The 25,047-nt window shown below is 49.2% G+C and carries 19 protein-coding genes; 4 read left to right on the top strand and 15 right to left on the bottom strand.

All coding sequences use genetic code 11. The features are described 5' to 3' along the window. Positions 1-10: 10 nt before the first annotated feature. Entirely contained in the window at positions 11-955 is a 945-nt protein-coding gene (locus HNP82_RS14205; protein WP_002604485.1) for a DUF6017 domain-containing protein, read from the bottom strand. Positions 956-1,083: 128 nt separating this feature from the next. Continuing rightward, positions 1,084-1,302 (bottom strand): hypothetical protein, encoded by a 219-nt coding sequence (locus HNP82_RS14200; protein WP_002604486.1) that lies wholly within the window; start codon positions 1,300-1,302, stop codon positions 1,084-1,086. A 213-nt stretch (positions 1,303-1,515) separates the two neighbouring features. Between HNP82_RS14200 and HNP82_RS14195 the strand changes: the two genes are divergently transcribed. Next, on the top strand, positions 1,516-1,977 hold the full coding sequence (locus HNP82_RS14195) for a recombinase family protein (protein WP_243164783.1): 462 nt from the start codon (positions 1,516-1,518) through the stop codon (positions 1,975-1,977). After that, on the top strand, positions 1,958-2,092 hold the full coding sequence (locus HNP82_RS18840) for a DUF4368 domain-containing protein (protein WP_408609664.1): 135 nt from the start codon (positions 1,958-1,960) through the stop codon (positions 2,090-2,092). The genes HNP82_RS14195 and HNP82_RS18840 overlap by 20 nt, the downstream gene beginning before the upstream one ends. 80 nt (positions 2,093-2,172) lie before the next feature. Here HNP82_RS18840 and HNP82_RS14190 read toward each other — a convergent pair whose 3' ends face one another. The 3 genes from HNP82_RS14190 to addB all read right to left on the bottom strand — a co-directional run bounded on the left by HNP82_RS14190 (position 2,173) and on the right by addB (position 9,787). Continuing rightward, positions 2,173-2,400: a small, acid-soluble spore protein, alpha/beta type gene (locus HNP82_RS14190; RefSeq protein WP_330599627.1), complete on the bottom strand. Its 228-nt coding sequence runs from the start codon at positions 2,398-2,400 to the stop codon at positions 2,173-2,175. 96 nt (positions 2,401-2,496) lie between these two features. Continuing rightward, positions 2,497-6,342 carry a helicase-exonuclease AddAB subunit AddA gene (gene addA, locus HNP82_RS14185; RefSeq protein WP_183775788.1) on the bottom strand — a complete coding sequence of 1,282 codons (3,846 nt, stop codon included), beginning with the start codon at positions 6,340-6,342 and terminating at the stop codon, positions 2,497-2,499. After that, entirely contained in the window at positions 6,311-9,787 is a 3,477-nt protein-coding gene (addB, locus tag HNP82_RS14180; RefSeq protein WP_207720631.1) for a helicase-exonuclease AddAB subunit AddB, read from the bottom strand. Before addB ends, addA begins: the two co-directional genes overlap by 32 nt. Positions 9,788-9,860: 73 nt before the next feature. Here addB and HNP82_RS14175 point away from each other — a divergent pair, with 73 nt between their 5' ends. Then, on the top strand, positions 9,861-10,313 hold the full coding sequence (locus HNP82_RS14175) for a hypothetical protein (protein ID WP_183775784.1): 453 nt from the start codon (positions 9,861-9,863) through the stop codon (positions 10,311-10,313). 88 nt (positions 10,314-10,401) lie between these two features. On the opposite strand, the gene HNP82_RS14170 is transcribed toward HNP82_RS14175, so the two are convergent. From HNP82_RS14170 to HNP82_RS14145, 6 genes are all read right to left on the bottom strand, one after another. Further along, on the bottom strand, positions 10,402-12,324 hold the full coding sequence (locus HNP82_RS14170; RefSeq protein ID WP_183775806.1) for an NAD(+) synthase: 1,923 nt from the start codon (positions 12,322-12,324) through the stop codon (positions 10,402-10,404). Between the two features lie 13 nt (positions 12,325-12,337). Then, complete coding sequence (dapB, locus tag HNP82_RS14165; RefSeq protein WP_183775782.1) at positions 12,338-13,099, bottom strand: 4-hydroxy-tetrahydrodipicolinate reductase; 762 nt, start codon at positions 13,097-13,099, stop codon at positions 12,338-12,340. A 79-nt stretch (positions 13,100-13,178) separates the two neighbouring features. Beyond that, on the bottom strand, positions 13,179-14,171 hold the full coding sequence (locus HNP82_RS14160) for a hypothetical protein (protein WP_183775780.1): 993 nt from the start codon (positions 14,169-14,171) through the stop codon (positions 13,179-13,181). Between the two features lie 342 nt (positions 14,172-14,513). After that, complete coding sequence (locus HNP82_RS14155; protein WP_183775778.1) at positions 14,514-15,467, bottom strand: 4Fe-4S binding protein; 954 nt, start codon at positions 15,465-15,467, stop codon at positions 14,514-14,516. 14 nt (positions 15,468-15,481) lie between these two features. Next, complete coding sequence (locus HNP82_RS14150; RefSeq protein WP_183775776.1) at positions 15,482-17,116, bottom strand: FAD-dependent oxidoreductase; 1,635 nt, start codon at positions 17,114-17,116, stop codon at positions 15,482-15,484. Positions 17,117-17,249: 133 nt separating this feature from the next. Further along, on the bottom strand, positions 17,250-17,918 hold the full coding sequence (locus HNP82_RS14145) for a YigZ family protein (protein ID WP_183775774.1): 669 nt from the start codon (positions 17,916-17,918) through the stop codon (positions 17,250-17,252). 365 nt (positions 17,919-18,283) lie between these two features. Here HNP82_RS14145 and HNP82_RS14140 point away from each other — a divergent pair, with 365 nt between their 5' ends. After that, positions 18,284-20,878, top strand: a complete 2,595-nt coding sequence (locus HNP82_RS14140; protein WP_183775772.1) for a transglycosylase domain-containing protein — start codon at positions 18,284-18,286, stop codon at positions 20,876-20,878. Positions 20,879-21,013: 135 nt separating this feature from the next. Here HNP82_RS14140 and HNP82_RS14135 read toward each other — a convergent pair whose 3' ends face one another. From HNP82_RS14135 to HNP82_RS14120, 4 genes are all read right to left on the bottom strand, one after another. Next, positions 21,014-21,370 carry a SpoVA/SpoVAEb family sporulation membrane protein gene (locus HNP82_RS14135; RefSeq protein ID WP_183775764.1) on the bottom strand — a complete coding sequence of 119 codons (357 nt, stop codon included), beginning with the start codon at positions 21,368-21,370 and terminating at the stop codon, positions 21,014-21,016. Between the two features lie 126 nt (positions 21,371-21,496). Beyond that, positions 21,497-23,287 (bottom strand): aminopeptidase P family protein, encoded by a 1,791-nt coding sequence (locus HNP82_RS14130; RefSeq protein WP_183775762.1) that lies wholly within the window; start codon positions 23,285-23,287, stop codon positions 21,497-21,499. A gap of 115 nt (positions 23,288-23,402) precedes the next feature. Next, entirely contained in the window at positions 23,403-24,077 is a 675-nt protein-coding gene (locus HNP82_RS14125) for a YczE/YyaS/YitT family protein (protein ID WP_183775760.1), read from the bottom strand. Position 24,078: 1 nt separating this feature from the next. Beyond that, positions 24,079-24,879: an AraC family transcriptional regulator gene (locus HNP82_RS14120; RefSeq protein WP_183775758.1), complete on the bottom strand. Its 801-nt coding sequence runs from the start codon at positions 24,877-24,879 to the stop codon at positions 24,079-24,081. Positions 24,880-25,047 lie beyond the last annotated feature (168 nt).

The raw sequence follows: 25,047 nt of genomic DNA, 5'->3' as shown, positions 1-25,047 counted from the left end.
GCGGCTATGCTCATTCGCCGCCGTATAAGTCGTGATTGACAAGGGCGGTATAGTAGCTGTCAATGGTACTCGGCGCGTTGAACAGCACCGCTTTTAGATACTGCTTGATGTTGCGCACTTTGGTTGTGTTCTCCCTCATGCAATCCAAAACAAACTCAATATGGCTGCTGTTCAGCTTCAAAAACTTGGATTTCACCAATTCGGCGGGGTAGTCGTCCCCGGCAATACGGATTGTCTTTCGGGCTGTGCAGACGGTTTCCAGCATAAGGTCAACAATCTCGTCCAAACGGTCTTTGTCAATTTTGCAGTTTTGAATGAGATGGTCGTATTCGATATTGTCCTTGATAATCTCCCTGTAAATCTCTACTGCGCTATTGCTTTTCGCTTCCGTTCTTTTCCTTTCCGGCGGCGTAGCCGCTTCGCCATGCGCAAAGGGCAAGGGGTTTAGGGAATGGAAAGGAATGGAATCGGTACTTGATAAATCAGTAATTGATTGTTCTTTACTTAATATATCTTTATTTAATTGCGTTGGATTTTCCAACGTAGGTTTTTCCTGCGTAGGTTTTTCCAACGTTGGATTATCCAATGTTGGATTTTCCAATGTAGGTAAATCCAATATAGGCGGCTGTCCGCCGCTGGTAGCTGCTTCCGGCTCTCGCGGCTGCGGCTGCTCGTATATGACGTAATCTGCGCCCCGCAAGCGTCCCTTTTCGTCGCGCTCCCGGCTGCGCACGATATATCCGGCTTTTTCGAGTTCCTTTACCGCTTCGCGGATTGCGTCGATCTTCTCCCGGTTGATATGGGATAAGCCCGCAAGGGTATAATCCCAATCTTCGGGCAGCGAAAGCATTTGCGACAACAAGCCCTTTGCCTTTAAGGACAATTCCTTGTTTCGCAAGTGGTGGTTGCTCATAACGGTATATCCCGTATTTCGCTCCACTCTGAAAACTGCCATATTTCCTCACTTCCTCTCTTGGTATGCGTGGACAATTAGAAAGCCGTTTTCGGCTGTTTTGGTATTGCAATATGCCCTTTGCCGTTTTCGCGTCTGCAAAGCCGCATGGCACAAGGGCTTTTGCCCGTCTATTTGTCCATGCTGGCGTGCGTTTTCCGCGTCCTTTTGCCGGGGCAATAGGGACACTCTTTGAAAACGCAAAACTCATATTTCCACCCGGGGCGGTAGAAACGGCAAGTGCCGCAATCTTCATCATCTCCGGCACAACCGGATTGATAGCGGTCAAATCCCGGCTTCTGCTGCATGAGCAATTCAAACGCCCGCTGCTTGCCCTTTGTGAAATACATTCCGGCTGCACCTCCTTTCCTGCGGGCATAAAAAAACGGCGTTACTTTCTCCCCCAAAGGGGTTAAGGTAACGCCGTTTGTGTGCGTATTCAGTTTTTAACACATTCCCTGTCTATCCGCTGTCCGCAAAACCATTGATTTTATTAGCTTTTTGCCGCTATCGCTATCACACCTCATTATTCGATAGACCCGGCTGGAATAAAATGATAGGGCTTGCGGAAGCGGGAAAGGTCAAAACGGTTATCGTCAAGGATATGTCCCGCATGGGGGCGCGACTATCTGAAAGTCGGCTATTACACCGAGAGTTTTTTTGCCGAGCGTGATATTCGCTATATTGCAATCAACGACGGTGTGGACAGCGACAAGGGCGACAACAATTTTACCCCATTTCGCAACCTGTTCAACGATTTTTATGCACGCGATACAAGCCGGAAGATCCGAGCGATACTTAACGCAAAGGCAAATGCCGGAGAACACATGGGGAAACAGCCTTACGGATATTTGAGGGACAAGGACAATCCGAAACAATGGGTTGTGGACGGAGAAGCCGCCGAAGTAGTCAAGAAGATATTTGCTCTTTGTGTGGACGGGAAAGGTCCTATGCAGATTGCAAGAATGCTGCAAAAGGAAAAAGTTTTGACAGTAAAATCCTACTATGCAAAATGCGCCGGATAAGTCCAGCGGCCACCGCCGACAGAAAGTGCAGATTATTTGGAACTTCATTGGGGAAGTTAATCTTCCTAACGACAGTCAAGTGATTGAACGGCAAAGAAAAGGCAGAACGGCATAGCAAAACGCTGTGCCGCCCTGCAATTACCTATTTACTTCCTTATCACTACTCAAGACATGGCAGATCGTCTTTTTTATTTTTCACAGACAATTGGAAATTTTTTCCTGATTTTTATCTTTATCCCGCATTCGCTTCTTTTTGGCCACCAGGCCGCCGATGCGCCCCGTCTCCTTAGCGGTAAGAGACTGCCAGCCATTTTTCATCACCTGGTCAAAAAAACCAAGCTCGGCGGCCACCTCATATTTAAGCAGCTCATCAGGGCCAAGTTTTGTCAGATCCACCTTCTTTTTTGTCTTCACCTTTGTCACCGGCATGACTTCCTTTCTTTAAAAGGCCCTTTTCACCCCAGGAGGGGCAGAGCCCTATTTTAAGCTATAGTCATAGTATATCCGGTTTGTTCCAGTTTAAACCCGTATCTCCCTGCCGATACTAAGGGCGTAAATAATCTTTTCTTTCACTTTCAGACCGGTAATCTGCTCCAGCGCTAATTCATAGTAATCCAACTGAGTCTTATATTTTTTTACAAGACTTTCCCCATCATCTGCCACATAATCGGTTTTGTAATCTACAAGAACCGCCTGACCATCCTCAATAAACCAGGCGTCGATGATCCCCTGGATCAGGATCGTATCGGAATCATCCCCCGTCAGGTCAGCGGCTGACGGGTCAATGACCGACGGCAAAACACCGATAACAAACTGTTTTTCCCGATAAAGACAATGATCTTTCTGGGCTTTTGCCATGCGCCGGGCAATGGAGGAGCGGGCAAAGTTATAAATGCCGGGAACATAGACAAGTTTTGCCCCCTCCGGGTCAACGCGCCCTTCGCTCAGAAGTTTTTCAATGAGCCGGTCAACATCTCTGACGCTGCCAATGGAGGCAATATCCATAGCTTCCAGGATCTTGTGGACCGTAGTTCCCCTAAGGGCCGCCCGGACCATCCGCTCCCGGACAGCAGTTGTGTTTCCGAAACCACCTTCCCCGCCCGGCGCCTCACCGTCCGCCGTCTCAGTGGGAAGGGCAGATACAGCGGCTTCGCCGGAAACAGCGGTTTGCGGCGTCTCCTGCCACAAATCCCACGCAGTTTCTTCATCTTCATCCAGGGGCATCTGGCCTATAGATTTCAGCTCGGACACTGTCATTTTTGTGTGAAGGGCAAGCCCGCCGGTGTAGGGATATACCCAGGATAAATACCGGCCCATAGCCTCATGCATCGGCTGTACATAGACCCGGTCACAGTCCCAGTGTTCAAACATTTCCCTTGTAAAATAGGCGTTGACACTCTCCGCCCCCAGGTGGTAAAAGATCTCGCCAAGGCCCATGATCCGCAGAACAAAGGGGGCCGGCGACTCATAATCCGGGTGAAAGATCGGACTTTTTTTTCTAAAAGACTCCAGGAGACTGTGACAGCACCGGTGACTGATTAGAGCGGCCATGATCCAGTCCAGATAGGACCGGGCGCCCTGGCGGCTTCGGAAGGAAAGGAGCGGCCGCCCCATATCGGCACCGCCGGACTGCCACCGCTCCACAGACTTTTCAAGATCCCGGACATAACCACACAGCACAAGTTTTTCCCTGGCCCGGGTCATAGCCACATAGAGAACCCTAAGCTCCTCCCCCAGATTTTCCAGAACAGTCTTTTTGGCCAGTATCTTTTTCTGTAAGGTGGGCGCTTTCAGCCGCAGATGGGTATCCACTACATCCGGCCCGAAACCAAGGTCGCTGTGGATAATAAGGGCGCTCCGGGCGTCCTGCTGATTAAAAGACTTGCCAAGGCCCGCCACAAATACTACCGGGTACTCCAGCCCTTTACTTTTGTGGATACTCATGATCCGCACCGTACTTGGGGCGGCGCCGGCCCCTGCCTCGCCGAAATCCACCTCGTACTGGCGCAGTCTGGCAATATACCGGGTGAAATTAAACAGTCCCCGGTAGCTTGTCTTTTCATAAGCCACCGCTTTTTCCACAAGCATATCCAGATTGGCCCGGCGCTTCTGCCCTCCGGGCATGGCACAGGCATAGGCATAATAACCGGTGTTGTCATAGACTTTCAGCAAAAGTTCGTGAACCGGAGTGTAAGCCGCCTCTGCCCTGAGACAGTTTAAAAGGTCCACAAATTTTTTCAGCTTGCCCAGGAGAGCTTCTAAATCCTTTGGGGCAAAATCCCCGAAAAATCCGGCCGTTTCCCCATGGGAGACAACAGACCTGCAGCAGTCGTAAAGACATGGGCGTTTTCTTTTATTCCCGCCGGACACAGAGGCGACCATGGCCATCTCCTCATCAGACAGACCCACTGTGGGAGATTTTAACACGGCGGCCATGGGAATATCCTGAAGAGGATTGTCAATAATGTTCAGCCATGAAAGAACTGTGCTAATTTCTATGGTAGAAAAAAATCCGGTCACTGTCTCCGCCTGAACCGGAATATTTTCTTCCCCCAGGATTTTTACAAAAGTATCGGCCCAGCCGGACATGGTTCGCAGTAAAATCACAATATCACCGTAACCTGCCGGGCGGAATTTCCCGGTGCCCTTATCGGTGACGTAAAGGGGATTATCCCCCTGAACCATTTCACGGATGCGTCGGGCCACAGCCAGAGCTTCAATTTCCCGCTCTGTCATTTCCTGGGTATCCCCCTCTTTTGGCCCAGGCCAGCCATCTTCCGGGATCACCAGCATCACTTCCTCATTTTTCCCGTAGTCCATCTCCTCTGTCTCCGGGATTGGAAAAACAGCGCCGGCATAAAGCGCCGCGTCATCGTCATATTCAATATCTCCCAAATCTTCCCCCATTAAATGGCGGAATATATAATTGACACAGTCAAGGACTGCCGGGCGGCTGCGAAAGTTTTTATGGAGACGGATACACTGGTATTTTTCTCCCATATGGGGATAATTTAAGTATTTCTCCATAAAAAGCTGAGGGCGGGCCAGACGGAATTTGTATATGCTCTGCTTTACATCCCCCACCATAAAGACATTGGGATGGCCTGACTGCTCCCTGGAAATGCTTGTGAGAATCGTCTCCTGGACCTGATTGCTGTCCTGATACTCGTCAATAAGAATTTCCTCATACTGGCGTGACAAATCCTGTGCCGCCTGGGTGGGCATCCATTCCCCCTTTTCTTCCCTGGTCAAAATCTTCAGAGCAAAATGCTCCAGATCCCCAAAATCCACCATATTTTTTTCTTCCTTAGCTGCCTGGTACTCTCTGGCAAAATCCTGGGTCAGGGTGACCAGCATCTCCATGTGGGGAAGCATACGCCTCAGGCTCTCTGCGCTTTTTTCACTATCCGCCCCAAAAAAGTCTTTTTTCAGATCGCTGAGGGTATCTTTCACAAAGGCCCGGATATTTTTCACCTGATTTTTCTTCTCCTCATCGGCGTCGGGCATTTTTTTCGACGACAGGCGGGCAAAAGACAGCGCGGAGAATCCATGATAATACTCGTCAAAACTTTGGCATTCCATCAACTGCCGGACAAGCTTTTGATCCTGGGCCAGTGCATCGCCGTAATATACCGGGCCGTCCGGCGCGCCGCACAAGGCCAGCCCCTCCTCTAAGGCTCGGTCAAGCTCACCGAGAATCTTTTTTATATAATCCATTAAAAATTCCACCGATGGCAGTTTTTCAAGATCCCGGCCATTTTCCACCAAAAAACTTTCCAGGCAGGAAGATAGCCACCCTTCCGGATCAGGGTAACTGCGTGAATACTCATAAACCTGAAGGATCAGCTCCTCAATGCCATGATCCATCTTTCCTTTAGCGAAACATTCCACAAACTGTAAAAATGCCTCGTCCTCTTTTTCATAGTAAGTCTCCATGAGGCGTTCCAGCACATCTCCCCGCATGAGTTTCAGCTCTGTCTCCTCGCCGATGCGGAAGGCCGGATCCAGGTCTATGTCATTAAAATGGGTTCGGATCACATAAAGGCAAAAGCTGTGGATGGTCATGATCTGGGCGCTGTGGATGGCCGCGATCTGCCGGGCCACGTGGACGTTATCTGGATCATTTTCAAGGCTTTGGGCCAGCCGCTCCTCCACCCGCTCTTTCATTTCCGCAGCCGCCGCGTTGGTAAAGGTAACCACAAGGAGCTGGTCAATGTCCAGGGGTCGTTCTTCATCGGTGAGCATGGCATAGATCCTCTCCACTAAGACAGCAGTTTTCCCTGAACCTGCCGCCGCAGACACTAAAATATTACAATTTCTTAAATAAATAGCTTCAGTCTGTTCCTTTGTCCACTGTGCAGCCATGATCATCCGCCTCCTTTCTCTCCTCATTCCAGCGGTGTATCGCCTCCCACGCCTCCCCGGCGCTCATATCATTAAAACGCCGGTAGGAAAAACCGTCAATTCCCTGGTCAAACTGGCAGACGCTCTGGAACAGACAGAAGGCGCAGGCATTTTTATCCCCACGCATATAAGGATTAATGTCAATCTTTCCGTCCAGAATATCCCGCCCAAGCTGCTTCACCTTTTTTTCCACATATCGCCCAAGTTCGTCAAACTGGCGGGATGTGGCTACAGAGGAGCGCTTAGACAGAGCGCCGGAGGATGTGTAGGATACGGGGATCACCGGGGAATCTTTTGTAAACTCTTTGTCAAACCTGCGGATAACCTCCGGGCTGCTGTTGATCAGGCCGTTGCTTTTCAGTTTCTGAAGGAGGCTTTCCTCCACCGCCTCTTTCAGCTCCTCGCCTTCAAGGTCTGAAAAATCATTATAATCCGCCATGGGATCGTCAATATTGTAATATAAAATTCCCGCCGGGATGATCTTCTTTCCCGGATACCGCTTCTCCTCCATGGCCCTGGCCGCGTTCATGTAAACGACAAGCTGGAGGGACAGCCCTTCATAGAGCTGGACAATGTCAAATTTATCATTTCCCGATTTGTAGTCTACGATTTTAACATAGACATTGTCCCCGGCAAAGCACAGGTCGATCCGGTCAATCGTCCCTTTTAATTTCATCACCCCGTCGCTGCCGATAAAAATATCGGTAAGCCCTTCCAGGGCGTCGCTGTCAAAGCGCAGCTCAAAAGCGTCAGGGAGGAAATCCCCCCGGCCAAGCTGCTGCTTGATGGCCCATGTCGTGCGCAGGACATAGCGCACAAGGCGGCGGATCTGATACTGGCTGCGCCGGTTTTCAAGGAGGGCCGTATGGTTAAAAAACCGGGCTGCCTCCACAGCGCAGCTCTCGCCCAGTTCTTCCCGCACCGGCTCCGGAACGTCCTTCCACGTATACCCCCGCTCTTTCAGCGCCGAGGCGAACATTTCCAGAGCCTGGTGTAAAATGATCCCCAGATCCGGCGTGCGTATCTTATGTTCCTGGCGGGGCGCCAGCCCCAGGCCATACTGGAGAAAATGGGCGTAGGCGCAGGCGGCGTAATTTTCCAGAGTGGTCACGCTGTTTTCCAGGGTGCTTCCGTATAAGGCCCGGACTGCCGCCTGGGAGAGCGGCCGGCAAATATAAGAATAAAAAGCAGCGTCCAGCATTTTTTTAACGTCATCGCCATAGTTTTTTGACCTGGAAAACCAGCTAAAAAGCTCCTTCCACTCATCTTTCGGGACCTCTGTTTTTATATTTCCAAAGCCGTCCGCCAACCGGAAAAATCCGTCTTTTTCGTGATCCACCCAGCTCTCCCACGATGAATCCTCATGGGAATCCACAGTTTCAAGCTTTGGAAAAATATTTTTGATACGGCGGATCAGGGACGATGGGCGCAGGGCTTTTCCCTCCCCATCCATCTGGGTAAAAGAAAGATACAGGCGGTCGCTGGCTCTGGAAAGGGCGGCGTAAATATAAAACTGCTCATAAAAACTGTTCTGCCGGGCAGTTGGCGCCAGCTCCACATTCATAGACGCCAGCACTTCTTTATCCCTGTCGCTTAATATGCCCCCGTCTTTGGCCGGCGCCGGGACGATTCCCTCGTTGACGCCTATGAAAAAGAGAACTTTGACCCGGCCAAGGCGGGTTCTCTGGATATCGCCCACTGTCACCTGGTCAATGCCGGGCGGGATCAGGCCGATCTTTTCCTCATTAAGGCCGGCCTCAAGAATCTGGGCATACTCCCGGACAGAGATAATCTCGTCCCCAAGGATATTTCCCATTTTGTCCAGAAGATCCATGACCGCATCCAATACCTGCCGGTATTCCCCGGCCATGGACAGATCTCCTTTTTCTTCAAAGCGTTCTGCATATTCCTGAAGTTTTTCCCCGATCTTCTCATGGGCAATCCACTGCTTTAAAGCATCTGTTCGGTCGGCCACTGTTGTCTCCTTATCTCTGAAAACCTCATAGACAGGCCACACATTTTCAAAAGCCTTTTCCCTGGCCTGGTTCACCGCCAGCATCATTCCCTCATCAAAGGTGTCAGGGCGCTTCATCCATGTCTCCTGCCAGGCTTTTGCGCCCCGCAGGCCAAAGGCCACCGCGTAATTTTCCAAAAGATCAATGTCATCTGCCGGCACCTCCGAAAATCCACACCGAAGATAGCAAAACACCCCTTCATAGGAAAATCCGCTGCAAAACATATCCAGCAGCGCCCTAAGGCACTCCACAAAACTGTTATCTAATATACTCCGCTTCATATCAATAAAGCAGGGGATATCCATCATGGAAAATGCCCGCTCTACAATATGCCTGTATCCGGACACATCGGCGCAGATCACCCCCATATCCCGGTAGCGGTAGCCCTTATCCCTGACAAGCCGTCGGATATGGCGGGCAATGTGTCTCGTCTCAGCGGCCAGGTCCTGGGCTGTATATAAAAACAAATGGTTTGGTTTTTCTCCGTAAATTTTAGCCCTTGGCCGGTAAATATTTTTCTCAAGATAGGCCAGATCCGGGCATCTTTTAAAACGTCCCTTTTCCCCGCCGATAAAAATGTCAGGCAAACGGTCGCAGTGGATCTTTTGGCACAGCTTTTCCAGTCGGTAAAGGGTGTCCTTTGTCAGATAAAACAGCTCATGGTTATTTTTTATACTGTAGGGATCTGCCTCCGGGTCGATAGTCAATGTCATCTGTACGTTCCGGCTGTATTTGAGCAATTCTTCCATAACCATATACTGGGCCGGCGTCAGCCCGTTAAAATTATCCAGATAGATCCGGCTTTCGCGGATCTGTTTTGAATCCCCGATATAAGGACATAATCTCACAAGGATCTCCTCCGCCGTAAGATAGTGGTCCTGTATATAATTTTTAAAACCCTGGTAGACTACCCAAAGATCTTTAAGTTTAGCTTTCAGCACACTTCCATCGGGGAGACTGCCGATACATGTCTCAAGCTGATCCAAAGATATATTATATTGTAGAAGCTCTGAGAGCATGGATTTTAATTCTCCGGAAAAACCGGCTTTGCGGACGCTCCCTGTAAACACGGATAGTTCCTGGCGCTTTGCCTCCAGCACTTTACGGATGACCATGCGCTTTCCCGTATCCATAAGGACCCGGCCGTTACTGACCCCCAGCTCCTCAAACACCCGAAACCCCAGGCGGGCAAAGCTTAAAATGTCAATGTTCATGACCCCGTGGGCCGGGTGCATAGCCACAATATTTTTCTGCGTCTCCATAGTATACTGCTCCGGGACAATGACAATAAATTTTTCCTGAGGGCAGGCTATGGCCTGGTCGATCAGTTGTTTGTACATGTAATAGGATTTTCCGCTGCCACTGCCGCCGATCACCAACTGTAAGCCCATTTTCATCACCTTTTACTCATATTTTTTTCAACCATTCATAGGATATACTAAACTATTGTTATGGAGGGTGCCCATGAAATCAAAAACGCATATTGTTGTGGTCCGTATGAAAGAGATCATCTATACCATCCTCTTTCTTGTGTTCGCCGTCATACTTATCCTTCTGCTGATCTTTATGTTTGGCGGAAATAATAAAAGCAGCGTTCTGCCTTCTGTAAATACATCCGCCACATATATTCCCGGCGTCTACACATCTTCCCTTGTGCTGAATAATAACGGTGTAGATGTGTGCGTCGCTGTGGACAGCGAACATATTAACGGTGCCTGGCTTGTCTGGCTTGAAGACTCTGTGGCTACCATGTATCCCCTTCTTGAGACATGTATGGCAGATATCCAGACACAGCTTTCCGGGAATGTTCCTCTGGAAGAGATCACATTTGACAGTTCCAGCCAGTATACCGGGCAGCTTCTCATTCAGGCGGTGGACCAGGCCCTTGACAAAGCCCAAAACACCTCCCCAACCTGAGCCGTGAATTTTCCTCCTGCTAAGACAGCAAAGGAAAGCATAATTACGGCTCTTGTCTGTGAACCGTAACTATGCTTTCCCAAAAGCTCTATATCTCCATTGACAGCCGTTCCAGATCTTTCTGCCACAAGGCAACGCTGGCGTCACTGGGCATCCGCCAGTCCCCTCTTGGCGAGAGGGCCACACTTCCCACTTTAGGCCCGTCGGGAAGGCAGGACCGCTTAAACTGCTGGGAGAAAAAACGCCAGTAAAACTTCTGCAGCCACTTAAATATGGTCTGAGGCTCATAACTTCCATCAAAAGCCTGGCAGGCCATCCAGTAGATCTTTGACGGCCGGAAGCCAAAACGCATGACATAGTACAGGAAGAAATCGTGGAGTTCATAAGGCCCCACCAAATCCTCAGTCCTCTGGGAGATCTCTCCATCCTTGGGAGGGATCAGCTCAGGGCTGACCGGCGTATCCAGCACATCCTGGAGGGTGTCTTTTAACACCTGATCTTTTGCCGTATCGGCAAAATAGCGGACGAGATGACGCACCAGAGTCTTTGGAACTGAGGCGTTGACGCCGTACATAGACATATGATCTCCATTGTATGTGGCCCAGCCCAGAGCCAGCTCCGACATATCCCCTGTGCCGATGACAAGCCCGCCCTTCTGGTTGGCAATATCCATCAGCACCTGAGTCCGCTCTCTGGCCTGACCATTTTCATAGGTCACATCGTGGACGGATTCATCCTGGCCGATATCTCGGAAATGAACCCGGACGGAATCCCGAATATCCACTTCCTTTAAAGTCGCCCCAAGGGTTTTCACAAGACGGCAGGCATTGTTGTATGTCCGGTCTGTGGTGCCAAAGCAGGGCATGGTCACGGCAATAATATGCTTCCGGTCCATGTCCAGCATATCGAAAGCTTTCACCATGACAAGGAGAGCCAGAGTTGAATCAAGCCCCCCGGAAATGCCGACGACGGCATGGCCGCAGTGGGTATGCTCCAGCCGCTTTTTAAGGCCCAGGGCCTGAATGGTCAATATCTCTTCGCACCGTTTCTCCCTCTCCCGCATATCTGACGGGACAAAAGGCGCGGGGTCAATGTAGCGCTCCAGATTTATGTCGGACACACCCAGTTCAAAATCCACGACAACATAATCTTCCTGGCCCTTTGTCTGGAAAGTAGTCATCCGCCGCCGCTCACAGGCAAGCTTTTCAATATCCAGATCCCCGTAAATGATCCCCGTCTCAAAACGATTGGATTCCCGCAGGATCTGTCCGTTTTCCGCAATCAGGTCATGTCCGCCAAAGACAAGGTCTGTGGTGGATTCCCCCTGGCCGGCGTCAGCATAAATGTAACCGCATACAAGGCGGGCGGACTGTCCGCTGACAAGATCTCTGCGGTAATTATCCTTCCCGGTGATCTCGTCGCTGGCCGACAGGTTAGCGATAACTGTGGCCCCGGCGCAGGCGTGGGAAATACTTGGCGGCGCAGGCACCCACAAATCCTCGCAGATCTCTATGGCAAAGACAAAATCTCGCATATTCACACAGGAAAATAAAAGCTGTGTGCCAAACCACGTCTCCTGCCCGCCAAAATAGATCTTCCGGGGTTTTTGCGGGCCGGGATTAAAATGGCGGGCCTCATAAAATTCCGAATAATTTGGTATATTCGTTTTGGGGACAAGGCCAAGCAACACACCTTTTTGTACTATCGCGGCCACATTGTAGAGCTTTTGTCCAATGGAAACAGGAAGGCCGGCAACAATGACCATATCTTCGTTTTTTGAAAAGCGAATCAGCTCTTCCAGAGCTGCCGCCGCACCGTCTAACAGGCTTCTCTGCAAAAACAGATCGCCGCATGTATATCCGGTGAGACAAAGCTCAGGGAACACAATAAGCTTGGCTCCCCGCTCGGCAGCCTGGCGGATATCATTTTCCATCTGCTCTTCATTGTATATACAATCCGCCACGCGGATTTTTGGCGTAGCGGCGGCAACCCGGATAAATCCATCCTTCATTAACATTTGCGAGTCACCCGATAACATCAGCCATAGTGTACAGTCCAGGCTTCTTGTCTTTAAGGAAGACAGCGGCTTCCATGGCCCCTTTCGCGAAAATAGCTTTGGAATAGGCGGTATGCCTGATCTCCACAACCTCATCGGTACCGCAGAACAGAACTTCGTGTTCACCTACAATATTTCCGCCTCGAACAGACTGAATGCCGATTTCTTTTGGGTCTCTCTTCTCCCGGGTGCTGCTCCGATCCAGTTTGTAAGTATACTCATGATTCAAGACTTCATTCATAGCATCGGCAATCGCCAGTGCAGTCCCGGATGGGGCGTCCAATTTCTGATTATGGTGCTTTTCCACAATCTCAATATCGTAGCCGCTGTGGGCAAGGATTTTTGCCGCCGCTGCCACAAGTTTAAATACAGTGTTGACTCCCAGAGACATATTGGCGGATTTAAGAACCGGGATAGTTTCAGACACTTCCCCCACCCTCTTTAACTGCGCCTCACTAAGACCTGTCGTACACAAAACTAAAGGCAGCTTTCTTTCAAGAGCGAAAGTTAAAAGGCCATCCACAGCTTTTGCCACGGAGAAATCTACAATTACATCCGCCTCCACCTGACAGTCTACCGGGTTCACAAAAACCGGATATTCATAAAGGCCCTTATCGGCAATATCCAGACCGGCAACAATCTCAACACTGTCGCTCTGGGCAGCCAATCTGCTGATGACCTGTCCCATGGCCCCATTGCAGCCATGCATAATTATCTTTGTCTTTGACATAAAACATCTCTCCTTTAATTCCATTTATCGTAACAGTTCACCCCGCCCTTTTTTAATGATTGAACTGTTGCCATTTATCTTACTTTCCTGCCCTAAGGCGGGCAGCTTCCAGCGGAGTATGTCCGCGGTAAATGATCATTCGCGAATGATTCAAAAGATTTTCAAGCAGTGCCTGAAATTCTCTGCGCTGACGCCGCGTGCGTCCGTAAACCCCGATATTTTTAAGCTGGTTCATAACAGAACCGATACAGCAGCCCACATGGAGGGTATTTTCCATCATAAAACAAACGTCTGCAGCCGTATCTTCGTCAGTCCACAACTGTTCCACCATATACTTATAAAGTTCCATCAAATAGCTGGTCACCGCTGGAAAACCCACCTGACACCACTCTTCCACCTGCTCCCTGCCGGGCAGATAGTAGGGAATATTACCCTGAAGTCTGAGAAGATCCTCATAACCTTTAGAGAAGGCTGTGTCAATAAAATAATTGTCCCGGTATATAAAATCACACCGGTACTTTTGTATGGTATCATAAACATGGACCACCTCAGCCCAGTCCGTCTTTTTCTTCTCATTGCGGTTAAACATCTTTACCACAGTCATTGGCGGCGTGACGCCGTACAAATAATTCGCAATATGGCTGTAATTTCCAATGAGACAGATCCTTTGGCGCTTCTCCTCAAAGGCTTCATCGTCAAAGCGGTCAAACAGCTCAAGAACTTCCCAGGGAATCCCGAAATCCAGGTTCTGGTTAAAGCCGGCATAACCGCCGATGATCAGATAAGAAAAAGCCTCAGGCTCAGCATCCTCCACAATACCATCGGTATCACGTGCCATCCGCACATATTCAATTTCGCTGTCATTCATACAGATAAAATAATTGTAGATTACCGGCATCGTTAAAATATACTGAGAAATTTTTTTAATCAGTTCTAGCTTATTTAAACGTGAAAAACCTGTAATCTCATGCTCCCTGCAAAGACTTTCCAGTTCTTTGCGGGTCAGTTCTCCCAAAATCTCCGTAAGACTTAGTCTATGTCCGTATTCATAGCCGCCGGATACTTCTGCCACTCTAAGCCACCTCCTTTAAACGGAGTTTGCATTTCTATCATAGCCTAATTAGTGCAATATTTCAATCTATTTTATTCCACAGTTCGGCCATCAAAAATAAAAAAGAATCCTGCTTCGCAGGATTCTCCGCCTGCGGCGGGTCGCATCCGGCGACATTTTCTTCTACGCCGCAGTGCGATCCTACGCGGAGCATTTTTTTATGTCATTGTCATAGCAAAGTTTCCTATGACATAAAAAAAACTCCGGCGCTTCCGGTTCTTTCCCGAAACAGAAAGACAAAACCGTCAGCGCCAGAGTAGGTGACTTTTAAATGCTATTTCGGATATCCCAGTCAGGCCCGGCTCAGCAGGTCGCCCCTCCGGTCAGGTGAAGCTGGGCGTCCAGGATCGCCTGTTTCCGCTCAAGAATATCGTCAGAAAGAAGCTGTTTTGCCACATCATCGAAACCAATGCGGTCAATGGTCTGAGAAAATCTCTCCCCGGTCTTTCCCTGCTCGCGGAAAAGAAGGATTGCCTTCTCGATGACAGACAAAGCCTCCTCTTTGTCCGTAAATACTTTTGGCAGAGACTTGCCTTGAGCCACTTTTTTGCCCCAGCGTCCGCCAATATAAATACGGTAGCCAGTCTGTCCGTCCTCAATGGCATCGAAACGGCACTTGCCTACGCAGCGCCCACAGTTATTGCACAGTTCCGGGTCAATCTCCAAAAGGCCGTCCGCGACCTTGGCCGCTCCCATGGGACATGCCGCCTCCACGGAACATTTCTTACATCCGTTGCAGCAGTCTTCGTCAAAATTGGGAATCCTCTGTCCGATAATGCCGATATCATTGAGATCCGGCTTTACACAGTTATTTGGACATCCGCCTACGGCGATCTTAAATTTGTGGGGGAGGCGCACTCCGGCATATCCCTCATAAAAACGGTGGTGGATCTCCTCAGACAGGGCGAAAGTATCAATAAGGCCGTACTGGCAAGTTGTCCCTTTACATGAAACCACAGGGCGCACTTTGGAGCCTGTACCGCCGGTCACAAGACCGGCTTTAGCTATGTACTGCTGAAATTCTTCAATCTTCTCATAGGGAATGCCCTGGACTTCCACTGTCAGACGGGTAGTAAATGTCACTACGCCGTTTCCGTAAAGTTTAGCTGCCTGGGCGATACATTCCATCTGCTCGGCGGATACTTTTCCATTGACCGTAATAATACGCCCGGAAAAATTATCTGTCCCTTTGTTGCTTAAAAAGCCCATGGCTTTTACACGCTTTTCATTATCCGCACTGACTGTCAATGTTGCCATAAATAAAATCCTCCTTATTCTTCTTCATCCTCAATAGTATTAAAGCTTGTGCCGCCCTCAAGGACACGGGCATTGGTATATCCGGAGGCTTTAAGCTGTACCTGACTCATATAAGCACGACGGCCTCTGGTACATACGAGAAGCAGCGGATTTTCTTTATCCAGCCCGTCATAGCCCGGTTTTACATCTTCAAGGCGGACATAAAGTGCCTTGTCAATGGAGGGGACTTTCCCAAGGTCTATGATCTGAAAACCTTTGGCTTTACCCGCCTCATACTCTGCCGGTGTTATGGAATCCATCCGGCCGCTCATTTTATTCTTTAACACATTGACAGCGGTTACAAGAGGATGGATGGCTGTGGAGAAAGGCGGCGCATAGGACAGATCCAGATCTTCCATATCCGCTACTTTCGCCTTCATGGACAGGGCCATAACCGCGATATCCACCACTTTGTCCACAGCTCCAGCGCCGATGACCTGAAGGCCAAGGAACTGGTCTGTAGTCTTATCAGCCACAAGTTTAATAATAAAATTGGAAGCTCCGGGATAATAGCTGGCTTTATCGTCCACCACACACAAAGCGGTGATCACATCATAACCCTGCTGCCGGGCGTCCGACTCGTTAAGGCCGGTGCGTCCCACATTAATTCCCGCCAGTCGAGCTACCGCCGTACCTAAAACTCCCGGATATTTGACCTGTTCCCCACAGATATTTCTCGCAGCGATGCGCCCCTCCATATTGGCGGAGGATCCCATAGGCGACCAGGCCGTCTTTCCGGTCAACCGGTTGGTCACGCTGGCGCAGTCGCCTACGGCGTAAATATTTTCATCGCTGGTTCTTAAATATTCATCGACCTTAACTGTGCCATTGGGCCACAGCTCAATGCCGCTGTCTTTGAGGAAACCGGTGTTTGGCCGGATTCCCGCAGATAAGATCACCATATCCGCCTTCATGGCTCTTCTTCCGGTTTTTACTTTTTCCACATGGCCTTCACCTAAAATGGCCTCAAGCTTTGTCCCTGTAAAAGTCATAATATCATGGTCAGCCAGCCAGTTTTCCACATAGGCTGCCATCTCCGTGTCAAAGCCTGGAAGGATCTGAGGCGCCATGTCGATTACGGAAACCATAACGTTTCTTGCCGCCAGATTTTCGGCCACTTCCAGGCCAATCAGACCGGCACCCACAACAACTGCCCGCTTTACGCTGCCGCAGTCTACCGCTTCACGGACAGCGATGGCATCCTGGGGCGTACGCATAAAATAAACGCCCTCAAGATCTGTTCCATCCACCGGTGGCTTTACAGGACTGGCGCCGGTGGCGATCACCAGTTTATCATAAGAATAAACACATTCTTCCTGGCTGGTCACACTTCTCGCCGTCACCTTTTTGGCCGCCCGGTCCACAGCTACCGCCTCCATCTGCGTCACCACGTCAACGCCTGTAAGATCAGAAAAGCTCTGGGGCGTATTCACGATGAGGGAAGCCTTATCGCGGATCACATTGCCCACATAATAGGGGAGACCGCATCCGGCATAAGAGACATCCCCGCTTTTTGTCACCAGGGTCACTTTCGCCTCCGGCATCTCCCTTTTTATTTTGGCCGCAGCCTTTGTCCCGGCGGCAACGCCGCCTAAAATCAAAACTTCCATACTCATTCCTCCTTCAAGCTTTGTACCAGATTTCTCCCTGTACTGTCTTTAGTATACCATTGTCAAGACTTTGTGGAAAGTTATTATTTCCAATACCTCCTATTAAAAAAGCCGATATTCTCAGGCAAAGCCTTTATTCTCTCTGGTTCTGCCAAAGATCTGTCAAAACGCCGTCCACAAATATGGCCGACGCCATGCCCTGATCCTCAATTTTCGCCTGTCCGGAAGTGGCCTGGGTCACTTTCTTAATAAAACCCTCCTTCAGTTCTCCGGGAACCATCCATGTCTCCTCCACCTGGCTGCCGTAGTTGCATTCCAGAGGAACAAGCTCCATATTTGTCCCGATATAGCGGATCTTTCCAAGGGCGGTGTAATCAGAAATAATCCGCAGTCTGGCACACGGCCTTTTCTCCCCGACCTGGCAATGTAAAAGCCCCTCGGATACCGCAGCGGAGTAGGCACGGACAAGCCCCCCTGTTCCCAGAAGTGTGCCGCCAAAATACCGGGTTACTACAGCCACAGCGTCGTGTACTTTAGCGCCCCTAAGTACATCCAGTATGGGCTTTCCCGCCGTCTGTGACGGTTCGCCGTCATCGGAACATCTGGAAATCTGGTTGTTATCCCCGATCACATAGGCATAACAATTGTGCCGGGCATCCCAGTATTTCTTCCGTATCCGCTCAATAAAAGTCTGGGCTTCCTCCTCCGTATGCGCCGGCCATATGGTGGCTATAAAACGGGATTTCTTTTCAGTGATTTCCCCGCTTCCGCCTTTATAAATAATCTTACATATTTCTTCCATTTATAATACAAACCTGCTTTCTTTTTCAAGTCCCACCCGCAGGACTTGGCGCGGGATTTTAGTCAGCGGCAGCCGATATCTTCCCTTGTCTGATAAATCTTTCGTTTATAGTGTATCATATCTGACCTCCCTGGGAAATGATTTATTGTATAAATTTATCCTTTATTTAGACACATTTATTTGCTATAATAGGGAGGAAAATGACCAGAGTCAAATACCCCGCAGCGAGCTGCGTGGTATTTGACTCTCGCGGCGTTCGCCAAATGGACGCGCGAGCGCGTCCGCTTGGCTCACTGCCCACGGAAATCACTAATCCTTCCAGATATGGCGGGATTTAGTTTTATCGGCAAAGGAGGAATCAATCATTGGATTATAGTAAATACGGCATATCAAAAAAGAAACAGAATTTGCGCTCCGGTGCCAGGAAAGCAGAAAAGAAAGTAGGCTTCACCGTATTCCGGGTGTTTATTATATGTTTCATTCTTGTGGCTGTCATTGGCGTATCCGCCGGCGTCGGAGGATTTCGGGGGATTATCGACAGTTCCCCTGAACTTGATCTGAGCGATATCGCCCCGAAAGGATTCAAGTCCTACATTTACAGTATTGACGGCACGCTCCAGCATGAAATTATCGGTACCAACTCCAACCGTGTTTATGTATCCATCGACCAGATCAACGAGAATGTCCAGAACGCTTTCATCGCCCTGGAAGACGAGCGTTTCCGCACCCACAACGGTATAGATCCGAGAGGTATCGTCCGCGCCTTTTTTGTAGGCATCGCCAACGGCGGTTCTTTCACAGAAGGCGCAAGTACGATTACCCAGCAGCTTTTAAAGCTGACGGTATTTTCCGGCGGTGCCGAGACGAACCAGCTTCTGCGTTTTCGCCGGAAATTCCAGGAACAGTACCTCGCCCTGGAGCTTGAAAAACAATTAAGCAAAGATGAGATACTGGAGGCTTACTTAAATATTATCAATCTTGGACGGAGCTGCTACGGCGTCGAGGCCGCCGCCAACTATTACTTTAACAAGCACGCTTCAGAGCTGAATGTCTCCGAGGCTGCAGTTCTGGCAAGTATTGCTCAGAGCCCGACCAACAATAATCCTGTAGATAACCCGAAAGTCAACAATACCCGGCGGGAAACAACCATTAATTATATGTATGAACAAGGCCTCATTGACGAGGCCACAAGGGATGAAGCGCTCGCTGACACAGACATTTACGATGTTATCGCTGAAAATGCTGCCGCCTATACTGCGGAGCAGGCGGAAGTTTATACCTTTTACGAGGAGGCCGCCATTGAGCAGGTCATCGAGGATCTTCAGACAAAGCTGGACTATACCGAAGAGGATGCCTATGATGAAGTCTACAGCGGGGGAATCATGATTTACCTGGCCCAGGATCCGGATATCCAGCAGGTGGTGGACGCGGCTTACGCCGATGATTCCAACTTCCCAAACACTGAGTATCTGCTGGAATATAACCTGTCCATTTATACCAATCCCGATGACCCTGATGATGACACAACGGTAGATTACCACACAGATAATCTTCTGGAATATACCGGCGGCGGCGAGTATGCTTTCTTCTCCTCAGAGGAAACGGCCATGGAAGCCATCCAGGGATTTAAGGATTCCCTGGGTATTGTAGAGGGAGAGACAAAGTACGTGGAAGATTACACACTCTCCCCACAGGTTCAGTCCTCTTTCGTTGTCATTGACCAGTCCAGCGGCTATGTAGTGGCTTTAAGCGGCGGCCGGGGCGAAAAAACAGCAAACTTTACCTTTAATCGTGCCACCGACGCTCTGCGCCAGCCAGGTTCCGTCTTTAAGATCGTCTCCACCTACGCCCCTGCCCTGGACGCCCAGGGTGATACCCTGGCCAGCACAAAGATTGATAAAAATGTTGAGATTAGATCCGGCGATATCGTCCATACTGTACAAAATGTTGATCACAGTCAGACGGGCACAAACATGACCTTCCGCAACGCCATTATCCAATCCAAAAACACGGTAGCTGTGCGGACGCTCCAGGAAGATGTAGGCACCGATCTTGCCCTGAAATATCTCACTGAGAATTTCCACTTTTCATCCATTGACATGGTCAATGACGCGGTGGACGTGCTGGCCATCGGCGGTATCACCAACGGTGTAAGCAACCTGGAACTGACAGCCGCCTTTGCCTCCATCGCCAACCAGGGACAGTATACCCGCCCAGTATTCTACTCCAAAGTTCTGGATTCCGAGGGCAACGTTCTGCTGGAAAACCCTGCAGACAACCCGGAGACATCCACAGCCATTAAGCCTACCACGGCCTATGAGCTGACCAGCGCCATGGAAGATGTTATCACCAATCCTGCCGGTACTGCTCACTATTATGTAAGAGTTCCCAACATGACCATCGCGGGAAAGACCGGTACAACAGATAATTACAAAGACACCTGGTTTGTAGGATATTCACCTTACTATACTGCCGGTATCTGGTTTGGCTACGACAACAATATTGACCCGACCAGCCGCCCCGGCTTCCAGCTTTATCAGCATGAAGTCCTGTGGGGAGAAATCATGACCCAGATTAATTCTGTAAAGAGCCTTGAAGACAAAGAGTTTGAACAGCCTGACGGCATTGTCCAGGCCACTGTATGTTCCAACACAGGACTTAAAGCCGGCTATGGATGCCCGGCAGTCACTGAGATCATGGCTGCGGACAAAGTTCCGTCTGAGACTTGTACCCAGTGTCAGACCATTGCCGTATGCACCGTATGCGGCGGCATCGCCACTGAAAACAGTCCGGGAACCCGGTGGTCAAGCTATATTCCGTCTTACACCTGTACCTGCCAGCCTCAGACCCAGGCCCCGGCAGTGACGGATGACGGTACGACCACAACAAACGGAGGCACAGGCGCCGCCGACGGTGCCGCCACTGTCACTCCCGACCCCACAGTCACAACAACACCTTAACAGAGTAAGTCAATTTGGACGCGCTGGCGCGCGTCCATTTGACTTACTCTCCTCAGAAAAAAGTATAAAAAGACCGGCCGCTGGAAAATCCGTTATTAAAATCGGACTTTCAGCGGCCGGTCTTTTTATGCCTGCTTATTTTTTTGTCTTAGGTTTAAAGATCAGAGCCGCCAGAAAGCCGGCCAGAAGGGTGGCGCTGATCCCAATGGCACAAGCGCTGAATCCACCTTTAAAGATCCCAAGAAAGCCTTCATTGTTGATGGCGTCCTTGACGCCCACCCATAGATTGTAGCCGAAACCGCACAGAGGCACGCTGGCCCCCGCCCCGGCAAAGTCAAGAAAGGGGGCGTAGATCCCTAAAGCTCCCAGCGCCACGCCCAGACATACAAGCAAAACCATGATTCTTCCTGGAAGCATACGAGTCTTTTCCATTAAAATCTGCACCAGGGCACAGATCAGTCCGCCAATGAGAAACGCTTTAACATAATCCATAGCAAAACCTCTTTTCATATACTGGATATCCGTTCCAGCCATTATCTTATTCATAGTAAACGACAAATATTTATGACGTTTCCTATAGGATATCCAGCCCGGACAAGAGTATGCATTTGGGGTATATTAGAGAGGACGGGTATATACTTTCAGCCACTCCCGCTCATCTTCGGTCAGGTAAGGTGAGATTGTTTCATAAACCATCTTGTGATAGCTGTTAAGCCGTTCCAGATCCACAGGGGTCATGTACTTAACGTCCACCACATCCAGGTCAATGGGTGCAAAGGTGATGGTCTGAAAATACATAAACTGTCCATAGGCATTTTTCTCCCCTTTGCGGCACACAAGTTCATTCTCAATACGGATGCCGTGACTGCCTTCGATATAGACTCCCGGTTCGTCGGTTGTCACCATGCCGGCCTCAAGAACCGCCCCGTCATCCCGTTCCGGGACATGTTTCCAGCGAAAGCCGTTGGGGGCTTCATGAACGTTGAGGAGATAACCTACACCGTGTCCGGTGCCGCACTGATAGTCAATATCCATATCCCACATAGGACCTCTGGCCAAAATGTCCAGATTAATGCCAATACAGCCATAGAGGAATCGGGCGTTGGCCAGGTTCAGCATACCTTTAAGCACAGCAGTATAATGTTTTTTAATCTCATCAGACACCGGACCAAGAGCCATGGTACGGGTAATATCTGTCGTTCCCTCAAAGTACTGTCCGCCGGAATCCACCAGAAGAAGTCCTTCTGGCTCAAGGCTGGCATTCTGTTCTCCACTGGCACTGTAATGCATCATGGCCGCATTTTCCTTATAGGCGCAGATTGTGTCAAAACTTAACTCAATAAAACCATCCTGGGCCCGGCGGCAATGCTCAAGATAATCGCTGGCCGAAATCTCCGTCATGGGGATACGTCCAATATTATTTTTCAGCCAGTACATAAATTTTGTGAAAGCTACGCCGTCTTTAATGTGGGCCTGGATCAGGTTGTTGATCTCTGTATCATTCTTCACCGCCTTCATAAGGAGGGTGGGATTCTCACAGTTGACCACCCGTACTTTTTTAGGAATACTCTTGAAAATCCTGTAATTGATCTTCTTTTTGTTGAGCATGACGCAGCTATTTTCATCCACAGATTGGAGCCATGAATAAATACCGTCATAGGGCATCAATGTTACGCCTGTTCCGGATAAATAATCTTTCATGGCGCCATCAAACTTGCTCTCATCGGCAAACAGCCACATCCCGTCCATAGAAATAACCCCGTAGGACAAAACTACCGGGTTACAGGGCACATCGTTTCCCCGGATGTTTAAAAGCCAGGCGATATCGTCCAGGGATGTCAGCACATGATAGTCCGCCTTTTTCTCGGCCATGGCCTTCCGGACACGTCCAAGTTTTGACAGGGCAGATTCACCGGCGTATTTTTCTTCCAGAATGTATGCCTTCTCATTAGATAAAGACGGTCTCTCCTCCCAGATCTCGCCCACAAGATCCATGTCGTAGATCACATGCCCGCCCCGGGCGGTCACATAATCTTCCAGTTCCTCTCCGGTCTGAGCCGGCATAACTCTCCCGTCAAAGCCGATATTTTCTCCATTTTTCAAAACAGATTTTAAATAATCTTCCATAAGCGGCACCCCTTCGCTGCCCTGGCGAAACAGTGTAATGGTGCTTCCCTCAAGCTGGCGCTCTGCCTGGATATAATATCGCCCATCTGTCCACAGTCCGGCCGTATCCCGGCCTACAAGAAGCACTCCCGCAGAGCCGGTAAAACCGGACATATATTTTCTGGCGCAAAAATAGTCACCCACATATTCAGATAAATGATAATCATTGGTGGGAATAATATAATAGTGGATATGATGTTCGCTCATTAAACCGCGAAGCTTTTCCAATCGCTGTGTGATCATCAGCAGTACCTCCTTATTTCTAAATTCCACAAAACGCCGTTAGCGCTTTGGAAATCCCAGTATGTATGCATGCTTATTTATTATACAAAAATCCATCTTCTTAGTAAAGGATAGATTAGTGGCCAGATAGAGCCGAAAATACTTTCTGGATATTGATTTTCTTAAAAAAGCTGTTGAAAAACCGTGCCACCAGCCCTACGCACAGAGCTGCGGCCACAGTTCCTTCCCGGACACCCTGGAGACTGTGGAGAAATATAAGTGATAAGATCACCGACAATACCACCAGGGTCACGTCAAAGGCAATCTTCATATTGGCAAAAGGCAGTTTAAACCGCCGGCATACCGCCAGAACAACACCCTCCCCGGCCAGCACAACTACATTGGCCGTCACCTCAAAACTGACGCCGATGCCAACAAGGAGAATTCCGGCAAGACAGACGATCCACTGCTGCCAGTAGGCCGTACAGGTGATCCCAGAAGTTGCCCACACTGCCAGGTCTGTCAGATATCCGAAAACAATGGCTACAGGGAGCTGAATCAACTGTATCCACTGGTAATCTTTTCCCAAAATAAAAATTTGAAGTAAAATAAAAAAAATATGCATTAGAATTGTCAGATTTCCCACAGTCAGCGGGGTGAACAGACTGACTACATAGGGCAGGCTGGATATAGGCGATGTCCCTAAACTGGCTTTAATGGAAAAAGCCACGCCAAAAGCCATGATGGCCAGACCGGCGCCAAGAAAAATGTACCGGATCAGCAATTCTCTCCCTGTTCGTTTCTCATTCATGTCATCTTCCTCCTGTCTTCTCATTCATACGGATCAGTTCATGGTCACAGGAAAACTGCTGTTCCATATAGGCCCTGGGACTCATCCCCTCTACCTTTTTGAAAATTCTTGAAAAATACAGAGCATCCTTAAATCCGCAAGAGGACGCGATGTCTTTGATACTCCTGCTGTTTGAATACTGGTTCATCAAAGACTTGGCATACTCAACCCGCATTTTCTGAAAATAATTTACCGGAGATTCCCCGGTAAAAGTGCGAAAAATCCGCCGGAAATAATCTTTGGCATATCCAGTCTTCGCAATAGCCGACGACAGGTCAAAGTCCGGATTATCCAGATTATTCTGCATCACTTCCATGATTCCTTCAAGACGCAGATCTTTTTTCTGGTTTTTCATGTAAAATAGTGTCAAAACCTGATAAAGGAGATCTCCGATCACATTAAGGACAGCCTTTTCATAGACGCTTTTTCCCTCATAATACCGCCGCGCCATTCTCATCAGGCCGTCTACAGTGCCCTCTTCATCGTCTCTCAGAATGCGAATCCCGCTTCTGCCGATAGGCCGGAAATTTTTAATAAACATACACACATCTGCAAAACCCTTCTCCGACTCCTTTTTATGCTCCGTGTAAGGCGGGATGACAGCAATATCTCCCGGTTCAAAAGTGTATCTCTGATCTTTTACGGTCATGATCCCTGAGCCCTGTTTATTATAAATAATCTCCCAGTAGCCGTGGATATGTTCCGGAAAAGACTTCATGACCCTGGCCATTCTGTCTGAACTGCCCACATGCATAACATCCATGAAATCTCACACTCCTGTTTCCCATCATCTTTTTATCTTTCCGATGCATAGTCTGTTTTATCCATATAATCATACCATTTTATGTATGGAAAATCCAGAACATATTCCTTAAACTATGACTATAGGATAGCTATTTTGTCAATAGCTGAGCAAAAGGAGGAGAAAATA

The organism is Catenibacillus scindens (assembly GCF_014202115.1).
Classification (GTDB): Bacteria; Bacillota; Clostridia; order Lachnospirales; family Lachnospiraceae; genus Catenibacillus; species Catenibacillus scindens.
Note: the sequence above shows the minus strand (reverse complement) of the source record. Positions and strands in the feature narration are given on the sequence as shown.